The organism is Streptomyces sp. NPDC032745, assembly GCF_055579465.1.
Genome location: NZ_JBVING010000016.1, coordinates 1 through 17,603 on the forward strand (window position 1 = coordinate 1; position 17,603 = coordinate 17,603).

The window sequence follows — 17,603 nt, forward strand, 5'->3', positions numbered from 1 at the left end:
TCCCTCCCCCCCCCCCCCCCCCCCCCCCCCCCCCCCCCCCCCCCCCCCCCCCCCCCCCCCCCCCCCCCCCCCCCCCCCCCACGGCCTGGTCGCGCGCTCACGTCAGGGGGCGCAGCCGGGACGGGGCGTGGCGGGACACCGCCGGGACGGAGGCGGCCGGGACGTTGGTGAGGGCGCTGCCCGCCCGCCAGGCCCGCCAGTCCAGATTCCAGTCGCCGAAGCCGTTGTCGAAGGGCGCCATCGGCTCGCCGCCGCTGTTCAGCACCTGCACGATGTCCCCCTCCCGTACGGTCTGGAAGAACCAGGCGGCGTCCGCCGTGCTCATGCCCGTGCAGCCGTGGCTCACGTTCTCCTCGCCCTGCGACTCGACCGACCAGGGCGCGGCGTGCACGTACTCGCCGCTCCAGGTCACCCGCGTCGCGTAGAACACCGGCAGGTCGTAGAACTCGCTCGTGCCGCGCTTGATGCCGACGGTGTCCCCGCGCATCCGGACCTGGTACTCCTTGCCCAGCACGACCTTGACGCCGCTGCGGGTCCGGAACCCCGCCTTGCCGGTGGTGACCGCGATCGTCCGGATGACCCGGCCGTTGCGGCGCACGGTCATCTCATGGGCGGCCGAGTCGGTGACCGCCTCGATCCGGTCCCCGATGGTGAATTCCGTGGAGTCGGAGGGGCCGCCGTAGTCGTGGTCGCCGACCTCGACCCCGTCGAGACCGCTCGCCACGCGCACCTCGGCGTGCGCCGGCCAGTACGTACGCGGCCGGTAGTGCAGCGTCGAGTCGTCCACCCAGTGCCAACCGCCCTCGACCGCGGGCTCCGAGGTCACCTGGAGCGCCCGCTCCACCCGTCCCCGGGCGGTCCGGTCGGTGGCGGGAACCGGGCGGCTCAGGGCGGCCGTCACGATCTGCCCCGCGCCGTACGTCCCGGGCCTCGGCCCGAACTCCACCGTGAGCCTGCCCTCGTCCGGGAGCGGCGCGGTCCGGAACGCCATGGTGACGCCGACCGGCGTCCCGGCCGCGTCCTGTGCACCGACCCGTACGGTGTAGAGCTCGCCGGCCCGCAGCGGCTCGGTGTTGGTCCAGCGGCGGCTCTTGGGGGCGAGTGCGCCGCCCACGTAGCGCCCGTGCCCGTCGCGGACGGTGACATCGGTGAGCTGCCCCGCCTCGGCGAGCGCGATCTCGAGCGGACCACCGGCGTTCGTGGGGAGGACGACCGGACGCGCCGGCCCGTCGGCCCCGCGGGACGCGGGCCCCCGCAGCACCGACCCGGCGCCCCGGGCGGTGGCCCGTACGCGCTGCTGCCGCCAGCCGGTGCACAGGCCGTCCCGGAAGCCCTCCACCGAGCACCGCGCCGCGATGCCGCCGTCACCCTCGTCCAGGGCCCGGCCGACCAGCAGGGTCACGGAGGCGTGGGGGCCGCCTTCCGCCGACCCCTTGGCATCCTGCTCCGACGCCCGGTCCGGCGCCGCGACGACGACGAGGACGGCGCCGGTCACGGCGGCCACCACGCTCCACGCCCTGATCCGTCGTGCCCGTCTCGCCTTTCGCTCCTGTTGTGCACGGTGCGTCGATGACATCGCCACGCAGCCCTCCCAGCTCGCCCAAGGCCCGATGGGAGTATCAAAACGATTGCGCGGCTAAATGATGATCATGCGCTCGGAGGGTGCGACCGAACGGGCACGCAAGAGAACTCGTACGGAGCAACGCGGCAACGCCGCAACGATGCAACGGGGCAACGGATCAACCGGGCAACGTCGGCGGTCCGGCCGCCACTTGCCGGTGCGGCCGTGAGCGCGTGTTCAGGGCAGCGGCCGGACCCGTACCACGCGGGCCGGGTTCTGGCCGCCGCCGGAGGCCAGGACGCGTACCTCCTCCTGGTCGCTGATCTCGGCCCGGACGATGCCGGACGCATCCGCGTAGACCGGGTGGCCGCCCGGACCGGCCTGGCCGGTGGCCGTCACCACGACGACGTCCTCGCTCGTGTCCGGTCCCTCGGAAAACACCAGCTCGTAGCGCTCGGAACTCATCCGCGCCCTCCTCTGCCGGGCGAAAGAGCGTCCCCCACCTCCATGATGCGCGCAGCGCCCGGTGCGCGCCGCCTACGCGCGGACGACGGCGTACCGGCCGCGGGCCTTCGCGCCGTCCGGCAGCGTCCAGTCCGCGGTGACGTGCCCCAGCAGCTGCCCGGCGGGGCCGGCCTCGGCCGGTGCGGGCCGCAGGACGCGCTGCACGCTGATGGTCAGCTTCCCGGAGGGGGTCTGCACGAGCACATCGGACGTGTCCGGCCCGGCGGAGACCTCCAGGACCGCGAGCGGCCCCGGGTGGCCGGCCCCTGCGGACCAGCCCGTGACGGACGGGTCGGGTGTGTCGCTCTCGCTCTGGGCCTGCGCCTCTGCCTCGCCGAGCACGAGCGCGTACAACCGGTCGACGAGGACCGGGTCGTGGCTCCCGTCGTAGATCCACCGGCGCCCCAGAACCCCGTGCTCGGAGGTGCCGATGAGGGCGTCCTGCGCCCCGTCGAGCGGGGCTCCGCGGTACGTGAGGGGCACGAGGTACGTGACCGGCCGGTCTCCCGCACCGTCGGTGACCGCCATGAACTCGATCCCCACCTCGCCCTGCGGGTCGTCGAGCCGGAAGCCCCCGGCCCTGGCCGGCTGCGGCGCACTTCCCGCGTCCGGGCTCTGGTACCAGGGCTGAGTGGGAAGCCAGGAAGCGAGCAGCTCCAGCTTGCCGGGGGTCAGCGTGGTCCGGTGGACGACGGCCATGGTGCGGCACCTCTCTCCATGTCGACTGGTGATCATCCTGCCATTCGGCGTCGCACGGTGCCTCAGGTTGCGTCCGCCTTAAGCTGCGGCGGCATCCGCACCAAGGGCTGCACACCCTCGGTGAACAGGCAGGAAACTCAAGGGAGTTGGCGTTGACGGGGGCCGCTCTACGCGCGTCATCATGGGCCGCATGAGAATCCCCCCACGCTTCGTGGCCCTCGCCGGCGCCGCCGCAGTCGCCGCCGCGCTCCTCACCGGACCGGCCGCCTCGGCGGCCCCCGCTCCCGCCTCCGCGCCCGTCTCCGTCGCCGCGGCCGCCTCCGCGGCATCGGTCGGCAGCATCTGCTACTCGGCGCTGCCGTCCCAGGCGCACAACACCCTCGACCTCATCGACGAGGGCGGTCCGTTCCCCTATTCCCAGGACGGCATCGTCTTCCAGAACCGTGAGCGGCTGCTGCCGATCCACGGCAGCGGCTACTACCACGAGTACACCGTCGTCACCCCCGGCTCGCCGACCCGCGGTGCGCGCCGGATCATCACCGGACAGCAGTGGGAGGAGGACTACTACACCTCCGACCACTACGCGACGTTCCGGCGCATCAACTTCGGCTGCTGACCGGCCCGTCCGCACGACCTGCGGGCGGCGTCACTCGAAGCGCGTGGTGTCGCCCGCTCCGCGGCGTACGATCTCGGCGTCGCCGCCGGAGAAGTCGATGACGGTGGTCGGCTCGGTTCCGCAGTCACCCGAGTCGACCACGATGTCGACCAGGTAGTCGAGCCGCTCCTTGATCTCCCAGCCCTGTGTCAGCGGCTCCGGCTCGTCGGGCAGGAGCAGGGTGCTGGACAGCAGCGGCTCGCCGAGCTCGGCGAGCAGGGCCTGGGTCACCGCGTGGTCGGGGATGCGTACGCCGACCGTCTTCTTCTTGGGGTGCAGCAGCTGGCGCGGCACTTCCTTCGTGGCCGGGAGGATGAAGGTGTAACTGCCCGGCGTGGACGCCTTGATCGCGCGGAACACGTCGTTGTCGATCTGTACGAACTGGCCCAGCTGGGCGAAGTCCTGGCACACCAGCGTGAAGTGGTGGCGGTCGTCGAGGTTGCGGATGGACCGGATCCGGGCGAGGCCGTCACGGTTGCCCAGCTGGCAGCCCAGCGCGTAGCAGGAGTCCGTGGGGTACGCGACGAGCGCGCCGGAGCGGATGCTGTCAGCGACACTGCCGATGGTGCGCTGCTGAGGGTTTTCGGGGTGCACGTCGAAGTACTTGGCCATTGGCCGAGCCTACGCGATCAGGCCACCGCCGGTGAGCGAGCGGCGGGCGCTCGATGTCCAGCCCTGCTGCCGGAGGCGTTCGAAGCCGTCCAGGAGCAGATCCAGCGCGAACTCGAACTCGAACTGATCGTCACAGCCGCCGCCCACGACGGAGTCCCCGTCGTGGGCGGCGGCCATGGCCAGCTCCGTGACGTGGGGGTAGGCCGCCGCGGCCGCCGCGGGCATGGCCGCCCGCCCCTCCGGACCGGGGCCCGGGGCGGCGTCGAACAGCTCCTGGGTGAATCCCAGCATGCGGCTGCCCAGCGCGTGCATCACGTGGTGGGTGAGATCCAGCGAGAAGCCGCCGGCGCGGAACATCCCGATCACCGAGTCCATGTAGGCGAGCACCGCCGGGGTCGGGCCGGTGCGCGACCGGATCACCTGAGCCGCCCACGGGTGCCCGAGCAGGGCCGCCCGCGCCGAGAGGATCCGCTGCCGGACCGCGCCCTGCCAGTCGGATCCGTGGGCCGCAGGGGCGATCTCGCCCACCACGGTCTCCACCATGCCGTCCAGGAGCTGCTCCTTGTTGGCGACGTGCTTGTAGAGCGCCATCGGCACCACGCCCAGCTCCTGGGCGAGCCTGCGCATGCTCAGCGCCTCGATCCCGATGCCGTCGGCCAGCGCGACGGCGGCGCGCAGCACCCGGTCCCTGCTCAGGGGCGCGCGGGGCGCTGCCTCCGGCTGCCTGGTCATCTCGATCGGCTCCCTCGTGGTCCGTGCCCGGGCGGGACTCCCGGCTTGACGAGTGTACGGCGTACACCTAACGTACGGCTCAGGTGTACGCCGTACACCTGAGGAGAGGGGTCGGTTCCGCATGAGCTCAAACAGGAAAATCGCCGTCGTGACGGGTGTGCTGTTCCTCGTCACCGAGGTCGCCGCGATCGGCGGGCTCGCGCTCTACGGCCCCGTGCTGCACGACACCGACTACGTCCTCGGCGCCGGCGCCGACAGCCGGGTGTTCCTGGGGGCGCTGTTCGAGTTCGTCCTCGTACTGGCGGTCGTCGGTACCGGTGTGGCCCTGTACCCGGTCGTCAGGAGACAGAACGAAGGCGCCGCACTCGGCTACGTCTGCGGGCGCCTGCTGGAGGCCGCCGTCATCGTCGTCGGCATCATCAGCGTGCTGTCGGTGGTGACGCTGCGCAGGGACTCGGCGGGAGCGGCGGGCGCCGATGCCCCGTCCCTCGTCACGGCCGCCGGCACCCTCGTGGCGATCCACGACTGGACGTTCCTCTTCGGCCCCAACTTCCTTCTGGGCGCCAACACCCTCGTCCTGGCCGGCCTGATGTACCGCTCACGGCTCGTCCCGCGGCCCGTCGCCGTGCTGGGACTGGTCGGCGGCGCCATGATCTGCGCCTCGGCGACCGCCGTACTGTTCGGCCTCTACGAACAGGTCTCCGTCGCCGGATCGCTCGCCGCCCTCCCGGTGTTCGCCTGGGAAGTGACCCTGGCCGTCCGGCTCCTCGCCAAGGGGTTCACCGGGCCCGCTCAGCCCCCGAACACCGCCGAGAAGTGGGCGAGCAGCCCCGCAGCGGTCGGCGGGCACAGCCTGGCGCCGAGGTAGCCGTCCGGCCGGACCACGAACGCCGCCGGCTCCCGCACCCCGTACATCCGGGCGAACTCGCCCCGGCCGTCCCGGTACACCGGCACCAGGGCCGGAGCCGGCCGGCCGGGTTCGGTGTCCGCGAGGATCGCGCACACCCCGACCCGGCCGGTGGCGAAACCCCGCACGGCGGACGTCAGTTCGGCGAGGCCGTCCAGCGCCGGGCCGGGCCCGTACAGCAGCAGCATGTGCTCGCGGCCGCGCAGCAGGTCGTACAGCCGCAGCGGATAGGCGGCGAGCTCCCCGGCGAGCCCGCCGCAGTCCGGTGCCCGGTCGCCGGGCTGCGGCCCGGGAGCTGCGCCCGCGCCCGGCTCCGCCCGCTGCACCACGGGACTGCCCCGGTAGCCGACGAGCAGCTGGGCCTGGCGCATCATCAGCGTCTCCCCGTCCTCCGGATCGGACTGGACGCCCTCGGCGGCGTGCCGGACGGTACGCCCGACGACCTCCTCGCCCACCGGCCGGCGCTCGGCGTCGTAACTCGCGACCAGCCGCGGAGCCGCGGCGCCCTCCACGGCCAGCGCCAGCTTCCAGGCCAGGTTCCAGGCGTCCTGGATCCCGGTGTTCATGCCCTGCGCTCCGGTCGGCGGATGGATGTGCGCCGCGTCCCCCGCCACGAAGACCCGCCCGGCCCCGTACCGGTCCACCAGCCGGTGGCTGATCCGGAACACGGACGACCAGCGCATGGCCGACGCGGTCGTCGGCCGCGGAGACAGCCGGTCCAGGACGGCCTGGATGTGGCCGAGTCCGGGAGCCCGGCTGCCCTCCAGGCCGTGCACCACCCCGTCCCCGCCCTCGGGCGGAGCGGCCGAGAGCCCGGGCGGCACCATCATCGACACCCGGTAGCGGCGGTCGCCCGGCAGCGGGATGCACACCAGCAGGTCGTCCACGGTGCCCGCGGCATCGTGGTGCATGGCCCGTACCCCGTACGCGTACGGCAGGTCCCAGTCGACCTCCACGTCGGCGAGCATGTACTCCTCGGGGAAGGCGCCTCCCTCGAAGGCCAGACCGAGCCCCTTGCGGACGATGCTGTGCGCGCCGTCGCAGCCCACCAGGAACCGGGTCCGGACCTCCTCCTCCCCGGTGGGAGTGGTGAGCCGGCTGGTCACCCCGTCCGCGTCCTGGGCGAACGACACCAGCTCGGTGCCCCGCTCGATGCGCGTCCCGAAGCGCCCCAGGAACTCCTCGATGATCCGCTCGGTCTCGTACTGCGGCAGCGCGGCGAAGCGGTACGGGACCTCGGGCGGCAGCACCAGGTCCAGCCGGGGCTGCTCCACGCCGTTCACGTACGTCAGCTGCCCGCGCATCGGGACGGCAGCCTCGAGGGCGGCCTGGACGAAGCCCATCCGGTCCCAGATCTCCAGGGTCCGCGGCTGGATCCCGACCGCCTTCGCGTACGGCAGCCTCGCCGGGAGCCGGTCGATGATGCGGCAGGCGATCCCGCGCCGCCGCAGCTCGGCGGCCGCCGTCAGCCCGACCGGGCCGGCGCCTGCCACCAGGACGTCCGCAGCTGCTCCATCGGTGTGCACCATCGGCGCCTCCCGGGCGGGTCCCCGTACGGATCTCCCTCCATGGTGGCCCGGGGGCCCTATCCCGGCGATCGGTGCGAAGGAGCGGCCTTCCCCGAGACCGCTCCGGCGTCGTAGGGCGGCGTACCGGTATCCGCCGCTCAGTCGCCGATGTCGCGGCGGCGGAAGTCGTCGAGCGTTTCCCGTCGTACGAGGATGCGGGCGGTGCCGTTGTCGACCGCGACGACCGGGGGGCGGCCGACCATGTTGTAGCCGGAGGCCATGGACAGCTGGTAGGCGCCGGCCACGGGGACGGCGAGGAGGTCTCCGGGGTGGATGTCGCCGGGGAGTTCGACGTCGCCGGCGAGGATGTCCCCCGCTTCGCAGTGGCGGCCGACCACGGTGGCGGTGTGGGGTTCGGCGGTGGAGTGGCGCCCGATGAGGCGGGGTGCGTAGCGGGCCCCGTAGAGGGCGGGGCGGGGGTTGTCGCTCATGCCGCCGTCGACGGCGACGAATGTCCGTTCTCCGGTGCGTTTGACGGCGAGGACGCGGTAGAGGGCCACTGCGGCCGGGCCGGCGATGGCGCGGCCGGGTTCGATGGCGAGCCGCGGGACGGTGAGTCCGGCTGCGGCGCAGCTTTCGATGAGCTCGGTGCGCAGGCGGCGGGCGAGGGTGGTGAGGTCGAGTGCGGGCTCTCCCGGGCGGTAGGCGATGCCGTGGCCGCCGCCCATGTCGAGCTCGGGGAGCATGATGCCGTGGGTGTCGTGGATGCGGGCCATGAGGCCCACCATGCGGCGCAGGGCGCAGACGTACGGTTTGACGTCGGTGATCTGGGAGCCGATGTGGCAGTGCAGGCCCACGAGTTCGAGTGATGGCTGGCCGAGGATGCGGGTGATGGCGTGCTGGGCGGATCCGTCGGTGAGGGAGAGGCCGAACTTCTGGCCGTCGGTGCCGGTGCGGATCTTCTCGTGGCCGCCGGCCGAGATGCCGGGGACGACGCGGACCAGGACTTTCTGCTGCCCGGTCGGGCCGACGGCGGCGGCGAGGCGGGCGATCTCGGAGGGGCTGTCGATGACGATCCGGCCCACGCCGAGGCGCAGCGCGGTGTCGATGTCGCGGGGTGATTTGGCGTTGCCGTGCAGGAGGATGCGCTCCGGCGGGAAGCCGGCGGTGACGGCGAGTTCGAGTTCGCCGGCGGAGCAGACGTCGAGTCCGAGGCCTTCCTCGGCGATGCGGTGGGCCATCGCGCGGGAGAGGAAGGCCTTGGCGGCGTAGAGGACTTCGGCGTCGGGGAAGGCGTCGCGGTAGGTCCGGCAGCGGGCTCGTACCTCGCCTTCGTCCAGTACGTAGGCCGGGGTGTCGAAGCGGTCGGCGATCTCGGTCAGCGAGACCCCGCCGACGGCGATGCCGCCGTGCGGGAGCCGGGTCGTGGACGCCGGCCAGACGGACAGCTCGTCGGCGCCCGCGGCGATCTCGGACAGTGTGGCAGTGGTCATGGAACTCTCCCCCCTCAGACGGCCTGGACCGGGAGCCGGCCCGGCTGGAGTGGCGCGGCCCCGGCCGCCGGAGCGGGCGTCGCAGTGGCCGGCGCAGCCGACAGCGTCGGGTCGATGGTGATCAGGTCAGCGCCGAGCGGTTCGCACAGCTCGCGCAGCAGCGCCTCCGAGAGCCGGATGTGGCGCTGGCCCTCGCCGAGGGTGGCGGCCAGCCGGCCCGTGCTGGTGAAACCGACGGCCGTACGGGCGCCCAGCGGGGTACGGAACAGCCGGATCACCGCCTCCGCTCCTCTTCCCGGCCGGACGGGCACGTACAGAAGCCCGGCCGGGACCCGTTCCTCGGGCTCGGGATCGTCTTCGTACCGGAACAGACACATGGGGCCCTCCCTGAGGAACCGCAAGCAGTGACGGGTGACGCCCCGAGTGCGGGGAGGCAGTCCGGGGCGCGACACCGAAGCTATCCCCGCCCGCCCGCCCTTCGCGCCCCTCCCTGACGCCACTTTGACGGAGAACGGCCGAGTCCATACACGCCGCTGACGCGCGCCGGGCCGCGGCATCGGAGATCCCGTCAGGGTTCGGGCCCTCCGAGCCGGGCCGGCCGGGCGGCCGATGCGTGCCCCGGTCAGGCGCCGACGTAGGCCGCGAGGTGTTCGCCCGTGAGGGTGGAGCGGGCGGTGACGAGGTCGGCGGGTGTGCCCTCGAAGACGATCTTGCCGCCGTCGTGGCCGGCGCCGGGGCCGAGGTCGATGATCCAGTCGGCGTGCGCCATGACCGCCTGGTGGTGCTCGACGACGATGACCGACTTGCCGGAGTCGACCAGCCGGTCGAGCAGGCCGAGCAGCTGCTCGACGTCGGCGAGGTGCAGGCCGTTGGTCGGCTCGTCGAGGACGTAGACACCGCCCTTGTCGGACATGTGGGTGGCCAGCTTGAGCCGTTGCCGCTCGCCGCCGGACAGGGTGGTGAGCGGCTGGCCGAGGCTGAGGTAGCCGAGCCCGACGTCGGCGAGCCTGCCCAGGATCCGGTGCGCGGCCGGGGTGTGCGCCTCGCCGGCGCCGAAGAACTCCTCGGCCTCGCTCACCGACATCGCGAGCACCTCGCTGATGTCGCGGCCGCCGAGGTGGTACTCCAGCACCGATGCCTGGTACCGCTTCCCTTCGCACTCCTCGCACGGGGTGGCGACCCCGGCCATCATGGCCAGGTCGGTGTAGATGACACCCGCGCCGTTGCACGTGGGGCAGGCGCCCTCGGAGTTGGCGCTGAACAGAGCCGGCTTCACGCCGTTGACCTTCGCGAAGGCCTTGCGGATCGGCTCGAGCAGTCCCGTGTACGTGGCCGGGTTGCTCCGCCGCGAGCCGCGGATCGCGGTCTGGTCGATCGACACCACCTCCTCGCCCGCCGGCCCCGATCTTCCGGGCAGTGACCCGTGGACGAGCGAGCTCTTGCCGGAGCCGGCGACACCGGTCACGACGGCCAGCACGCCGAGCGGGATGTCGACGTCGACGTCCTGCAGGTTGTTCGCCGTTGCACCGCGGATCTCCAGCGTGCCGGTCGCCGTACGCACCTTCTCCTTGACGGCCGCCCGGTCGTCGAGATGGCGGCCGGTGAGGGTCCCGCCGGCCCGCAGCCCGTCGACGGTGCCCTCGAAGCAGACGGCGCCGCCCGCTTGGCCCGCACCGGGGCCGAGGTCGACGACGTGGTCGGCGATCGCGATCATCTCCGGCTTGTGCTCCACGACGAGCACCGTGTTGCCCTTGTCGCGCAGCCGCAGCAGCAGGTCGTTCATCCGCTGGATGTCGTGGGGGTGCAGGCCCGCCGTGGGCTCGTCGAACACGTAGGTGACGTCGGTGAGCGAGGACCCGAGGTGGCGGATCATCTTGACGCGCTGCGCCTCACCGCCGGACAGCGTGCCCGCCGGCCGGTCGAGTGCCAGGTAGCCGAGCCCGATCTCCACGAACGAATCGAGGGTCTGCCGGAGCGCGTCGAGCAGGGGCGCCACCGACGGCTCGTCGAGGCCGCGGACCCATTCGGCCAGGTCGCTGATCTGCATCGCGCAGGCGTCGGCGATGCTGATCAGCTTGATCTTCGAGGACCTGGCCCCCTCGCTGAGCCGGGTGCCTTCGCACTCGGGACAGGTGGTGAAGGTGACCGCACGCTCCACGAACGCCCGGATGTGCGGCTGCATCGCCTCCTTGTCCTTGGACAGGAACGACTTCTGCAGCTTGGGGATCAGCCCCTCGTAGGTGAGGTTGACGCCGTTGACCTTCACCTTGACCGGCTCGCCGTACAGGAAGGCCTGCATCTCCTTCTTGGTGTACTTGCGGATCGGCTTGTCCGGGTCGACGAAACCGGACTGGGCGTACACCTGTACGGTCCACTGGCTGTCCGACTTCCAGCCGGGGATCGTGAACGCTCCCTCGGAGAGCGACTTGGAGTCGTCGTACAGCTGGGTGAGGTCGATGTCCGAGACCGAACCGCGGCCCTCGCAGCGGGTGCACATGCCGCCGGTGCGGTTGAAGGTCGCCTTCACCGTCTGCTTGGTGCCGCGCTCCACGGTGATCGCACCGCTCGCCCGTACCGAGGGGACGTTGAAGGCGTACGCGCTGGGCGGGCCGATGTGCGGGCTGCCGAGCCGGCTGAAGAGGATGCGCAGCATCGCGTTGGCGTCCGTGGCGGTGCCGACGGTGGAGCGCGGGTCGGCGCCCATCCGCTGCTGGTCGACGATGATCGCGGTCGTCAGTCCTTCGAGGACGTCGACCTCGGGCCGTGCCAGCGTCGGCATGAAGCCCTGTACGAAGGCGCTGTAGGTCTCGTTGATCAGCCGCTGCGACTCCGCGGCGATCGTGTCGAAGACCAGGGAGCTCTTGCCCGAGCCGGAGACGCCGGTGAACACCGTGAGGCGGCGCTTCGGGATCTCGATGCTGACGTCCTTGAGGTTGTTCTCGCGCGCGCCGTGCACGCGGATCAGGTCGTGGCTGTCGGCACCGTGCAGCGCAGGCGACTGCGCGTCCGTCCCCGTGGCCTTGCCCATCGTGTCTCCATCTGCTCAGCGGGGGCCGTCTTCGCGGTCCCCGTCGTCGTCGCCCGGCTCGATCCAACCAGCTTCCGGCCCGTGCGTCCGGTCCTTCTGCGCTTCGGCCCGTACGGCCGCCGACGCCCCGGCCCCGTGGTGCGCCCGGCCGGGGCGTCGCAGGACCTGCGGTCCTCAGCGGTCCTGGAGCAGCCCGAGTACGTTGCCGTCGGGGTCGGTGAAGGTGGCCACCAGGCGGCCGCCGCCGACGTCGTGCGCGGGCTCCTTCACGGTGGCGCCCGCGGCGGTCACCTCGGCGAGCTTCGCCTCGATGTCCGGCACGTGCCAGTAGGCCACCGGCGAGGTCATGCCCTGCGGTCCGCCGCCCGGCACCAGTCCGATGTGCTGGCCCTCGGCCTCGAAGCCGACGTAGTACGGCGAGTCGGCCTGCGGCTCCACGCCGAGCAGTGCGGCGTAGACCGCCTTGGCCTTCGCCAGGTCGGAGACGGGATGCAGCACGGTCTTGATTCCCTGGGTGGAAGAGCCGGTCATGGTCGCTCCTGGAGTCGCGGGGGTCGGGGGAAGGTGACGTCCGTGACGGCCACGCTAGCCGCGGCCGCCGGGCCCGCGCTTCTCGAATCCTGACCGGTCGGCCGCCCGTTCCTCACCGGCCGCCGTGGTGCGCCAGGGCCGCGTGCGGATCGCCGTGGTCGGCGGTGTGGTCGATGTGCACGGTGGCGGCGGTCAGCCGGGGAACCGCGTGGATGAGCGCGTGCTCGGCTTCGACGGCCAGGGCGTGTGCCTGCACCACCGTGAGGTGCGGGTCGACGACGATGTCGGCCTCGGCGCGCAGCGCGTGCCCGATCCACCGCATGCGGACCTGCCCGGTGCCCCGTACTCCGGTCACGCCGAGCAGCGCGTCGTGCGCGGTGTCGACCAGGGCCGGATCGACCGAGTCCATCAGGCGCCGGCAGACCTCGCGCGCGGCATCCCGCACCACCACGAGGATGGCCGCGGCGATCAGCAGGCCGACGATCGGGTCGGCGCTCTGCCAGCCGATCGCGGCGCCGCCCGCGCCGAGCAGGACGGCGAGTGAGGTGAACCCGTCGGTCCGGGCGTGCAGCCCGTCGGCGACGAGCGCTGCGGAACCGATCCGGCGGCCGGTGCGGATCCGCAGCCGGGCCACCCACTCGTTGCCGAGGAAACCGGCCACCGCGGCGCCCGCGACGGCCCACAGCCCGGTGATCTCGCGGGGGTGCAGGAGGCGGTCCACGGCCTGGTAGGCGGTCAGGGCGCAGGAGGCGGCGATGGTGAGGACGACGACGATGCCGGCCAGGTCCTCGGCCCGCCCGTAGCCGTAGGTGTAGCGGCGGTTCGCCGCGCGCCGGCCGAGGAGGAAGGCGATGCCGAGGGGTACGGCGGTCAGCGCGTCGGCCGCGTTGTGGACGGTGTCGCCGAGCAGGGCCACCGACCCGGACGCGGCGACGACGCAGGCCTGGACGGCCGTGGTCAGGCCCAGGACGCCCAGGGAGAGCCACAGCGTGCGCATGCCCTGGCGGGAGGTCTCCATCGCCGGGTCGACCTTGTCGGACGCCGCGTGGCTGTGCGGGGTGAACGCGTGCGCGAAATGGGCGAGCCGGTGCCGCAGCCGCGCCCGGAACGACCCGTGGTGGTGCTCGTGGTGGTGGCTCACAGCGCGCTCGCTTTCGACGAGGACGACAGGAAGGGGTGGACGCAAGGACCCACCCGCCTATTGTGTGCGTATGAGCGCACGCATGCACCTATCACCTGCGCAGGGTTCGCACCCGCAAGAACCGGGCCCGCAGGCCTTCGAGGCCGCGGCCGAGATCCTGGGCCTGCTGGCCGACCGCACCCGCCTCGCCCTCCTGCACGCCCTGGCCTCGGACGAAGCCGATGTCGGCACCCTGGCCGCGGAGGTGGGAGCGGCCCGGCCGGCCGTCAGCCAGCACCTGGCCCGGCTGCGGATGTCGGGGCTGGTGACCACCCGCAAGGAGGGCCGCCGCGTGGTCTACGCCCTGACCGACGACCACCTGCGGCGCCTCGTCGCCGAGGCGCTCGCCGCAGCCGGGCCCGACCGCCGTGGCCACGGCATCGCAGTCGAGCAGCCCCGGCTGGTCGCGGACGCCGTGCACGAGGTGGTGGAGGAGGCGCGGAAGCGGTGAGCAGCCGTCGGCCCGGTTCGCGGAGCGAACCGGGCCCCGGCCGTCAGCGGGTGCGTGCGGCCGCGTCCAGTTGCTCCGCGGACCGGGCCAGGCCGGCCGCCGCCGTCGCGCAGCGGTCGGCCAGGGCCTCGATCCGCCACCGGAAGGCCTCGGCCTGCGGACCCTTCCAGTCCAGCGCGACGGCCCCCGCCCGCAGCCGTTCCGCGTGCCGGAGCAGCGCCGCGGAGTGGGCCCGCAGCCCCTCGGCGGGCTCGTCCCGCTGCTGCTCCGTGCGCGGCGCGGGAACGGCGGTCACAGGGCCCTCCAGGGCGCGAAGGCGTTGGTCACGCCGTCGAGGGCCGGGGCCAGTTCGGGGTGGTGGCGCAGGAGTACGGACACCATGCCGTTCCGGTCCACCCACTCCAGGCCCTCCGCCGTGTACACCTCCGGCCGGTAGTCGGTGGTGAAGAAGCGGTCGCTCTTCAGCCGCCTGCTCGCCATCAGGATGAAGATCCGGAAGAGGGAGTCGCTGAAGCCGAAGCCGGCCGGCCGCGGTTCGGCGAGATTGCCGACCAGCGTGTCCACCCGGTCCAGGCGCCCCTCGTACAGCTCCTTCAGCAGCGGCGTGTCGCCCGGGTGCCCGCCCGTCAGCTCCTCGAAGGAGGTGACCGGCCGCTTGCGCAGCATCTGCCGGTACGCGTTGTAGCGGGGGATCCCGCGCTCGCGGTCGCGCAGGATGTCGACGGTGCCCAGGTCGATGTGCTCGCCGGTGAGCCGGGCCAGATTGCGCAGCGCGTCCGGGTGGTTGTGCAGGACGAGGGCGCCGGGGTGGGCGGTGCCGAAGCTGTAGAACAGGTCGCTCATGCCGTATGCGTCGACCGCCGTACGGGTGGTGGCACCCTGCATCTCGTCGAAGCCGATGGTCGCGCGCACGGCGCCCGCACGGTGGTCGCGGACGGCCAGCTCGTCGGGGATCAGCGGGTGCAGCCGGTACGCGGAGACGAACTCCTCCGTCATCGAGAAGGGCGCCGCGTGGTGGTCGGTCGGGGAGCCCAGGATCCCGCTGAGCATCTCGCCCTTGCCGAGCCGCCCGTACGTCCGGCTCACCCAGCGCGGCAGCACCCCGTACCAGTTGGCGTCCATCGCGTGCCGCAGCACCGGGGTGTCGAGGATGCCCGGCGTCCACTCCACCGTGTGGATCTTCGCCATGAGCGCGGTGTTGACCAGCCGCGCGGTGTGGAAGAGCCGCTCGTCGTCCCAGGTCGGGTAGTGGGCGCGCAGGTAGTCGCAGATCGCGTTGTGCTCCTTGGCGAACAGCGTGTGCAGCAGCGACAGGCCCGTCCAGTAGTCGCTGTTCATGCCGGTCCAGTCCAGGCAGGACTTCCCGGGCCGCGGATCGGCGGGCAGCCGGCCGTCCTCCACGATCAGCCGACCGTGCTCGCCCGTGCGCAGCGCCCGGCAGCGGGCCTCGTCGGAGCCGTAGACCTGCGAGCCGTCCCACCAGTGCGTGACGGTGTTCTCGTACGTGGGCGGCGCATCGGCCGCGGTGTGGGCGACCGGGTCGGGGCGGGTGCGGTTCACGCGCATCGGGCAGGTGCCGCCGTGCTCGGCCCAGTCGTCGTCCTCGGCGAGCGGGACGGTGAACGGCTCGGCCTCCTCGTTGTCCCCGTGGTTGGCCCAGCCGTGGTTCTCGAACTGGATCCATGCGGCGGCCAGGAGGTTGAGCGTGGGCGCGGGAACGAACCCCTTGCGGGCCAGCAGCTGCCTGCTGATCTCGCGCGGGCTCGGCGACATCAGCTCCTCGTCGGAGTCCGGGAAGACCAGGTGCAGCGGGGCGTTGCGGTCGAGCCGGGTACCGACCCGGCCCATGTCCTCGTCGTACGGGTCGTAGCCCGAGCCGTCGTACGAGCGGTAGGGCGCGAGCGCCCGGGTCGGACGCCGCCGGCGCTCCCCGCCCGCGTCGTGCGTGTCGTACAGGTTCTTGCGGCGCAGGTCGTCGCGGAGCACCCGGAGGTTCAGCAGCCCGAGGGGGAGCGGCAGTTCGTGCCATTCGCGGGTGCGGTTGACACGGGCGAAGGCGGCCGAGCCGAGGCGTTCGAGGAGCCCGGGCGGGCCGTACGCGGGAACCTGGCCGGGGCGGGCGGCCTGCGCGGGGACGCCCGGGTCGGCGGCCGGGGCCGCCGGGGTCCCCTCGCGCGGGGCCGCGGTCTGCTCGGTGGAGGTGGAGTCGGTCATGGTGTTCCTCAGCGGTCGGCGGACGGGGATGGGCGGGCAGGGGTGGGTGGGCGGGGGTGCGAGGACAGGGTCGGCGGAGCCCCGGTCAGCGGTCGTAGAGCCGGAAGAAGCGGGTGGCGGTCACCCGGCCCCGGAACGGCGCGAGGTCCGCGTCCACGAGCGCGCTCGCCTCGGGTACCTCGTACTCGAGGTTGTGCGCGTACCGCTCTGCGGCATGGCACAGCGGGAAGGCGTGCGTGTCGTCGGTCCAGGTGAACTCGGTGAACTGCGCCGGAAGCGCGTACGGGGAGACCGAGGAGCGCCCCTCCAGGCTGGGCACCACGTCGTGCTCGTTGACCAGCGAGTACACCCGGGTCCGCGGATCGGCCGGGCGCTTGCCGTCGATGGGGGAGCCGACCGCGACGACGTGCGTGACCCGGTGGATGCCGCAGAAGTCCCGGTCGGCGGCGAGGTTCATGGCGGTGATCCCGCCCAGGCTGTGGCCCACCAGGGCCAGTTCGCAGCCCGAGGGGATCAGCTGGCGCAGCGCCTTGGAGACGGCCCTCGAGTACGGGGTGGCCGGCCTCGCGACCGCGTGCACCGCGCCCAGCAGGTCCTGGGGGCTCTCGTCGCTGACGCCGGACATGCCGGCGAGCTGGACGACGTACCGCTGGACGCCGTCCGGTCCCACGACCTGCTGGACCAGCAGCGTTCCGTCGGTGCCCACCGCGTCGATGTTGCGGACGTATCCGGCGATGGTGCCGGTGGTGTCGAGGCTCCCGGCGAGCGCCGCTGAGGGGACGAACGGTTCGGCCCGGCCGGGGCCGCGGTCGAGGAGGGCCCAGAGCCGTGCGCTGACGCCGAGGATCGGCTCGGAGCCGGTCAGGGTGCGGCCGGTGGCGACCTCCCAGCCCGCCGAGTCGTTGAGGGGGTTCTCGTCGGTGAGGGCGTTCCACGCGAGGATGTCGGCGAACGAGGGGGCCAGCAGGGCGAACGTGCGCTCGGCGCCCTTGTTCCCGAGGATGGAGCGGAAGACGCGGATCGCCTCCCGCTGGCGGTCCCCCTCTACGGCTCTCAGTACGCGCGCGGTGTCGGGGTCGCCGAGCAGCTCGGGGTGGGTCACGGCGGCGGCCCGGATCCGGGCCTTGAGGCCCGTCACGGCCAGGCTCACAGCGAGGCTCTCGCGGCTGGTGAACACCCCGGCGAGCCAGCCGATCCCGGCGAGCCCGCGGCCGCGCGGGGCCCAGCCCAGCCCCTTGGGGTCGGTGATCGTCCGCAGCAGGGTGCGCCAGGCGGCGCCACCGCGGGCGGTTCGCGGCAGCCGCGTGCCGAGGGCGAGTGCCGACGCGTAACGGGAGGCGTCCCCCACTCCTTCGGCGGCCTCCGCGAGCAGGCGGCACATGTGGTGCAGGGAGTCGATGTCCGGTTCTTGCCCGGTGACGGCGGTCATGGCATCGGTCATGCAGGTGCCCTCCGGGGCATGGTGGGGGAGGTACGGGACACGGGTGAAGTGCGGGCGTGGGCGAGGCGGGGGCGGGGGCGGGGCCGG

The 17,603-nt window shown here is 72.9% G+C and carries 17 protein-coding genes; 3 read left to right on the top strand and 14 right to left on the bottom strand.

All coding sequences use genetic code 11. From position 1 onward, the window contains the following. Positions 1-97: 97 nt before the first annotated feature. The 3 genes from ACZ5WG_RS32015 to ACZ5WG_RS32025 form a co-directional block, all read right to left on the bottom strand. Entirely contained in the window at positions 98-1,504 is a 1,407-nt protein-coding gene (locus tag ACZ5WG_RS32015; RefSeq protein WP_468727788.1) for a L,D-transpeptidase, read from the bottom strand. A gap of 294 nt (positions 1,505-1,798) precedes the next feature. After that, positions 1,799-2,026 (bottom strand): DUF6296 family protein, encoded by a 228-nt coding sequence (locus ACZ5WG_RS32020; RefSeq protein WP_468727789.1) that lies wholly within the window; start codon positions 2,024-2,026, stop codon positions 1,799-1,801. A 72-nt stretch (positions 2,027-2,098) separates the two neighbouring features. Beyond that, the gene (locus tag ACZ5WG_RS32025) at positions 2,099-2,764 is read right to left on the bottom strand and encodes a maltokinase N-terminal cap-like domain-containing protein (protein WP_468727790.1); all 666 of its coding nucleotides are present in this window, start codon (positions 2,762-2,764) and stop codon (positions 2,099-2,101) included. A gap of 190 nt (positions 2,765-2,954) precedes the next feature. On the opposite strand from ACZ5WG_RS32025, the gene ACZ5WG_RS32030 reads away from it, so the two are divergent. Further along, positions 2,955-3,380, top strand: a complete 426-nt coding sequence (locus ACZ5WG_RS32030; RefSeq protein WP_468727791.1) for a guanyl-specific ribonuclease — start codon at positions 2,955-2,957, stop codon at positions 3,378-3,380. A gap of 30 nt (positions 3,381-3,410) precedes the next feature. On the opposite strand, the gene ACZ5WG_RS32035 is transcribed toward ACZ5WG_RS32030, so the two are convergent. Both ACZ5WG_RS32035 and ACZ5WG_RS32040 read right to left on the bottom strand, forming a co-directional pair. Further along, entirely contained in the window at positions 3,411-4,031 is a 621-nt protein-coding gene (locus ACZ5WG_RS32035; protein WP_468727792.1) for an L-threonylcarbamoyladenylate synthase, read from the bottom strand. A 9-nt stretch (positions 4,032-4,040) separates the two neighbouring features. After that, a complete protein-coding gene (locus ACZ5WG_RS32040; protein WP_468727794.1) occupies positions 4,041-4,763 on the bottom strand; it encodes a TetR/AcrR family transcriptional regulator C-terminal domain-containing protein in 723 nt (240 codons plus the stop codon). Positions 4,764-4,884: 121 nt separating this feature from the next. Here ACZ5WG_RS32040 and ACZ5WG_RS32045 point away from each other — a divergent pair, with 121 nt between their 5' ends. Then, entirely contained in the window at positions 4,885-5,631 is a 747-nt protein-coding gene (locus ACZ5WG_RS32045) for a DUF4386 domain-containing protein (RefSeq protein ID WP_468727795.1), read from the top strand. Here the strand turns inward: ACZ5WG_RS32045 and ACZ5WG_RS32050 are convergent. The 6 genes from ACZ5WG_RS32050 to ACZ5WG_RS32075 form a co-directional block, all read right to left on the bottom strand. Next, positions 5,556-7,199 carry an FAD-dependent monooxygenase gene (locus ACZ5WG_RS32050; protein WP_468727796.1) on the bottom strand — a complete coding sequence of 548 codons (1,644 nt, stop codon included), beginning with the start codon at positions 7,197-7,199 and terminating at the stop codon, positions 5,556-5,558. The two genes, ACZ5WG_RS32045 and ACZ5WG_RS32050, sit on opposite strands and share 76 nt — an antisense overlap. Before the next feature lie 137 nt (positions 7,200-7,336). Then, positions 7,337-8,671, bottom strand: coding sequence for a diaminopimelate decarboxylase (lysA, locus tag ACZ5WG_RS32055; RefSeq protein ID WP_468727798.1), 1,335 nt, complete (start codon positions 8,669-8,671; stop codon positions 7,337-7,339). Between the two features lie 14 nt (positions 8,672-8,685). Further along, a complete protein-coding gene (locus ACZ5WG_RS32060) occupies positions 8,686-9,048 on the bottom strand; it encodes an SAV_915 family protein (protein WP_468727799.1) in 363 nt (120 codons plus the stop codon). 245 nt (positions 9,049-9,293) lie between these two features. After that, positions 9,294-11,699, bottom strand: a complete 2,406-nt coding sequence (locus ACZ5WG_RS32065) for an ATP-binding cassette domain-containing protein (RefSeq protein WP_468727800.1) — start codon at positions 11,697-11,699, stop codon at positions 9,294-9,296. A gap of 174 nt (positions 11,700-11,873) precedes the next feature. Beyond that, positions 11,874-12,230 (bottom strand): VOC family protein, encoded by a 357-nt coding sequence (locus ACZ5WG_RS32070; protein ID WP_468727801.1) that lies wholly within the window; start codon positions 12,228-12,230, stop codon positions 11,874-11,876. A 112-nt stretch (positions 12,231-12,342) separates the two neighbouring features. After that, positions 12,343-13,371, bottom strand: a complete 1,029-nt coding sequence (locus ACZ5WG_RS32075; RefSeq protein WP_468727802.1) for a cation diffusion facilitator family transporter — start codon at positions 13,369-13,371, stop codon at positions 12,343-12,345. A gap of 70 nt (positions 13,372-13,441) precedes the next feature. On the opposite strand from ACZ5WG_RS32075, the gene ACZ5WG_RS32080 reads away from it, so the two are divergent. Next, entirely contained in the window at positions 13,442-13,861 is a 420-nt protein-coding gene (locus tag ACZ5WG_RS32080) for an ArsR/SmtB family transcription factor (protein WP_468727803.1), read from the top strand. 43 nt (positions 13,862-13,904) lie between these two features. Here the strand turns inward: ACZ5WG_RS32080 and ACZ5WG_RS32085 are convergent, their stop codons facing one another. The 3 genes from ACZ5WG_RS32085 to ACZ5WG_RS32095 all read right to left on the bottom strand — a co-directional run bounded on the left by ACZ5WG_RS32085 (position 13,905) and on the right by ACZ5WG_RS32095 (position 17,516). Beyond that, positions 13,905-14,156 (bottom strand): hypothetical protein, encoded by a 252-nt coding sequence (locus ACZ5WG_RS32085; RefSeq protein ID WP_468727805.1) that lies wholly within the window; start codon positions 14,154-14,156, stop codon positions 13,905-13,907. Further along, positions 14,153-16,075 (bottom strand): peroxidase family protein, encoded by a 1,923-nt coding sequence (locus tag ACZ5WG_RS32090; protein ID WP_468727806.1) that lies wholly within the window; start codon positions 16,073-16,075, stop codon positions 14,153-14,155. Before ACZ5WG_RS32090 ends, ACZ5WG_RS32085 begins: the two co-directional genes overlap by 4 nt. A gap of 85 nt (positions 16,076-16,160) precedes the next feature. Continuing rightward, the gene (locus ACZ5WG_RS32095) at positions 16,161-17,516 is read right to left on the bottom strand and encodes a lipase family protein (RefSeq protein WP_468727807.1); all 1,356 of its coding nucleotides are present in this window, start codon (positions 17,514-17,516) and stop codon (positions 16,161-16,163) included. Positions 17,517-17,603: the final 87 nt, after the last annotated feature.

What these genes read in the sequence shown, in the direction of transcription:
- ACZ5WG_RS32020 (WP_468727789.1), bottom strand. Translation starts at nt 2,026, where the DNA reads ATGAGTTCCGAGCGCTACGAGCTGGTGTTTTCCGAGGGACCGGACACG.
- ACZ5WG_RS32025 (WP_468727790.1), bottom strand. Translation starts at nt 2,764, where the DNA reads ATGGCCGTCGTCCACCGGACCACGCTGACCCCCGGCAAGCTGGAGCTG.
- ACZ5WG_RS32030 (WP_468727791.1), top strand. Translation starts at nt 2,955, where the DNA reads ATGAGAATCCCCCCACGCTTCGTGGCCCTCGCCGGCGCCGCCGCAGTC.
- ACZ5WG_RS32035 (WP_468727792.1), bottom strand. Translation starts at nt 4,031, where the DNA reads ATGGCCAAGTACTTCGACGTGCACCCCGAAAACCCTCAGCAGCGCACC.
- ACZ5WG_RS32040 (WP_468727794.1), bottom strand. Translation starts at nt 4,763, where the DNA reads ATGACCAGGCAGCCGGAGGCAGCGCCCCGCGCGCCCCTGAGCAGGGAC.
- ACZ5WG_RS32045 (WP_468727795.1), top strand. Translation starts at nt 4,885, where the DNA reads ATGAGCTCAAACAGGAAAATCGCCGTCGTGACGGGTGTGCTGTTCCTC.
- ACZ5WG_RS32050 (WP_468727796.1), bottom strand. Translation starts at nt 7,199, where the DNA reads ATGGTGCACACCGATGGAGCAGCTGCGGACGTCCTGGTGGCAGGCGCC.
- lysA (WP_468727798.1), bottom strand. Translation starts at nt 8,671, where the DNA reads ATGACCACTGCCACACTGTCCGAGATCGCCGCGGGCGCCGACGAGCTG.
- ACZ5WG_RS32060 (WP_468727799.1), bottom strand. Translation starts at nt 9,048, where the DNA reads ATGTGTCTGTTCCGGTACGAAGACGATCCCGAGCCCGAGGAACGGGTC.
- ACZ5WG_RS32065 (WP_468727800.1), bottom strand. Translation starts at nt 11,699, where the DNA reads ATGGGCAAGGCCACGGGGACGGACGCGCAGTCGCCTGCGCTGCACGGT.
- ACZ5WG_RS32070 (WP_468727801.1), bottom strand. Translation starts at nt 12,230, where the DNA reads ATGACCGGCTCTTCCACCCAGGGAATCAAGACCGTGCTGCATCCCGTC.
- ACZ5WG_RS32080 (WP_468727803.1), top strand. Translation starts at nt 13,442, where the DNA reads ATGAGCGCACGCATGCACCTATCACCTGCGCAGGGTTCGCACCCGCAA.
- ACZ5WG_RS32090 (WP_468727806.1), bottom strand. Translation starts at nt 16,075, where the DNA reads ATGACCGACTCCACCTCCACCGAGCAGACCGCGGCCCCGCGCGAGGGG.
- ACZ5WG_RS32095 (WP_468727807.1), bottom strand. Translation starts at nt 17,516, where the DNA reads ATGACCGATGCCATGACCGCCGTCACCGGGCAAGAACCGGACATCGAC.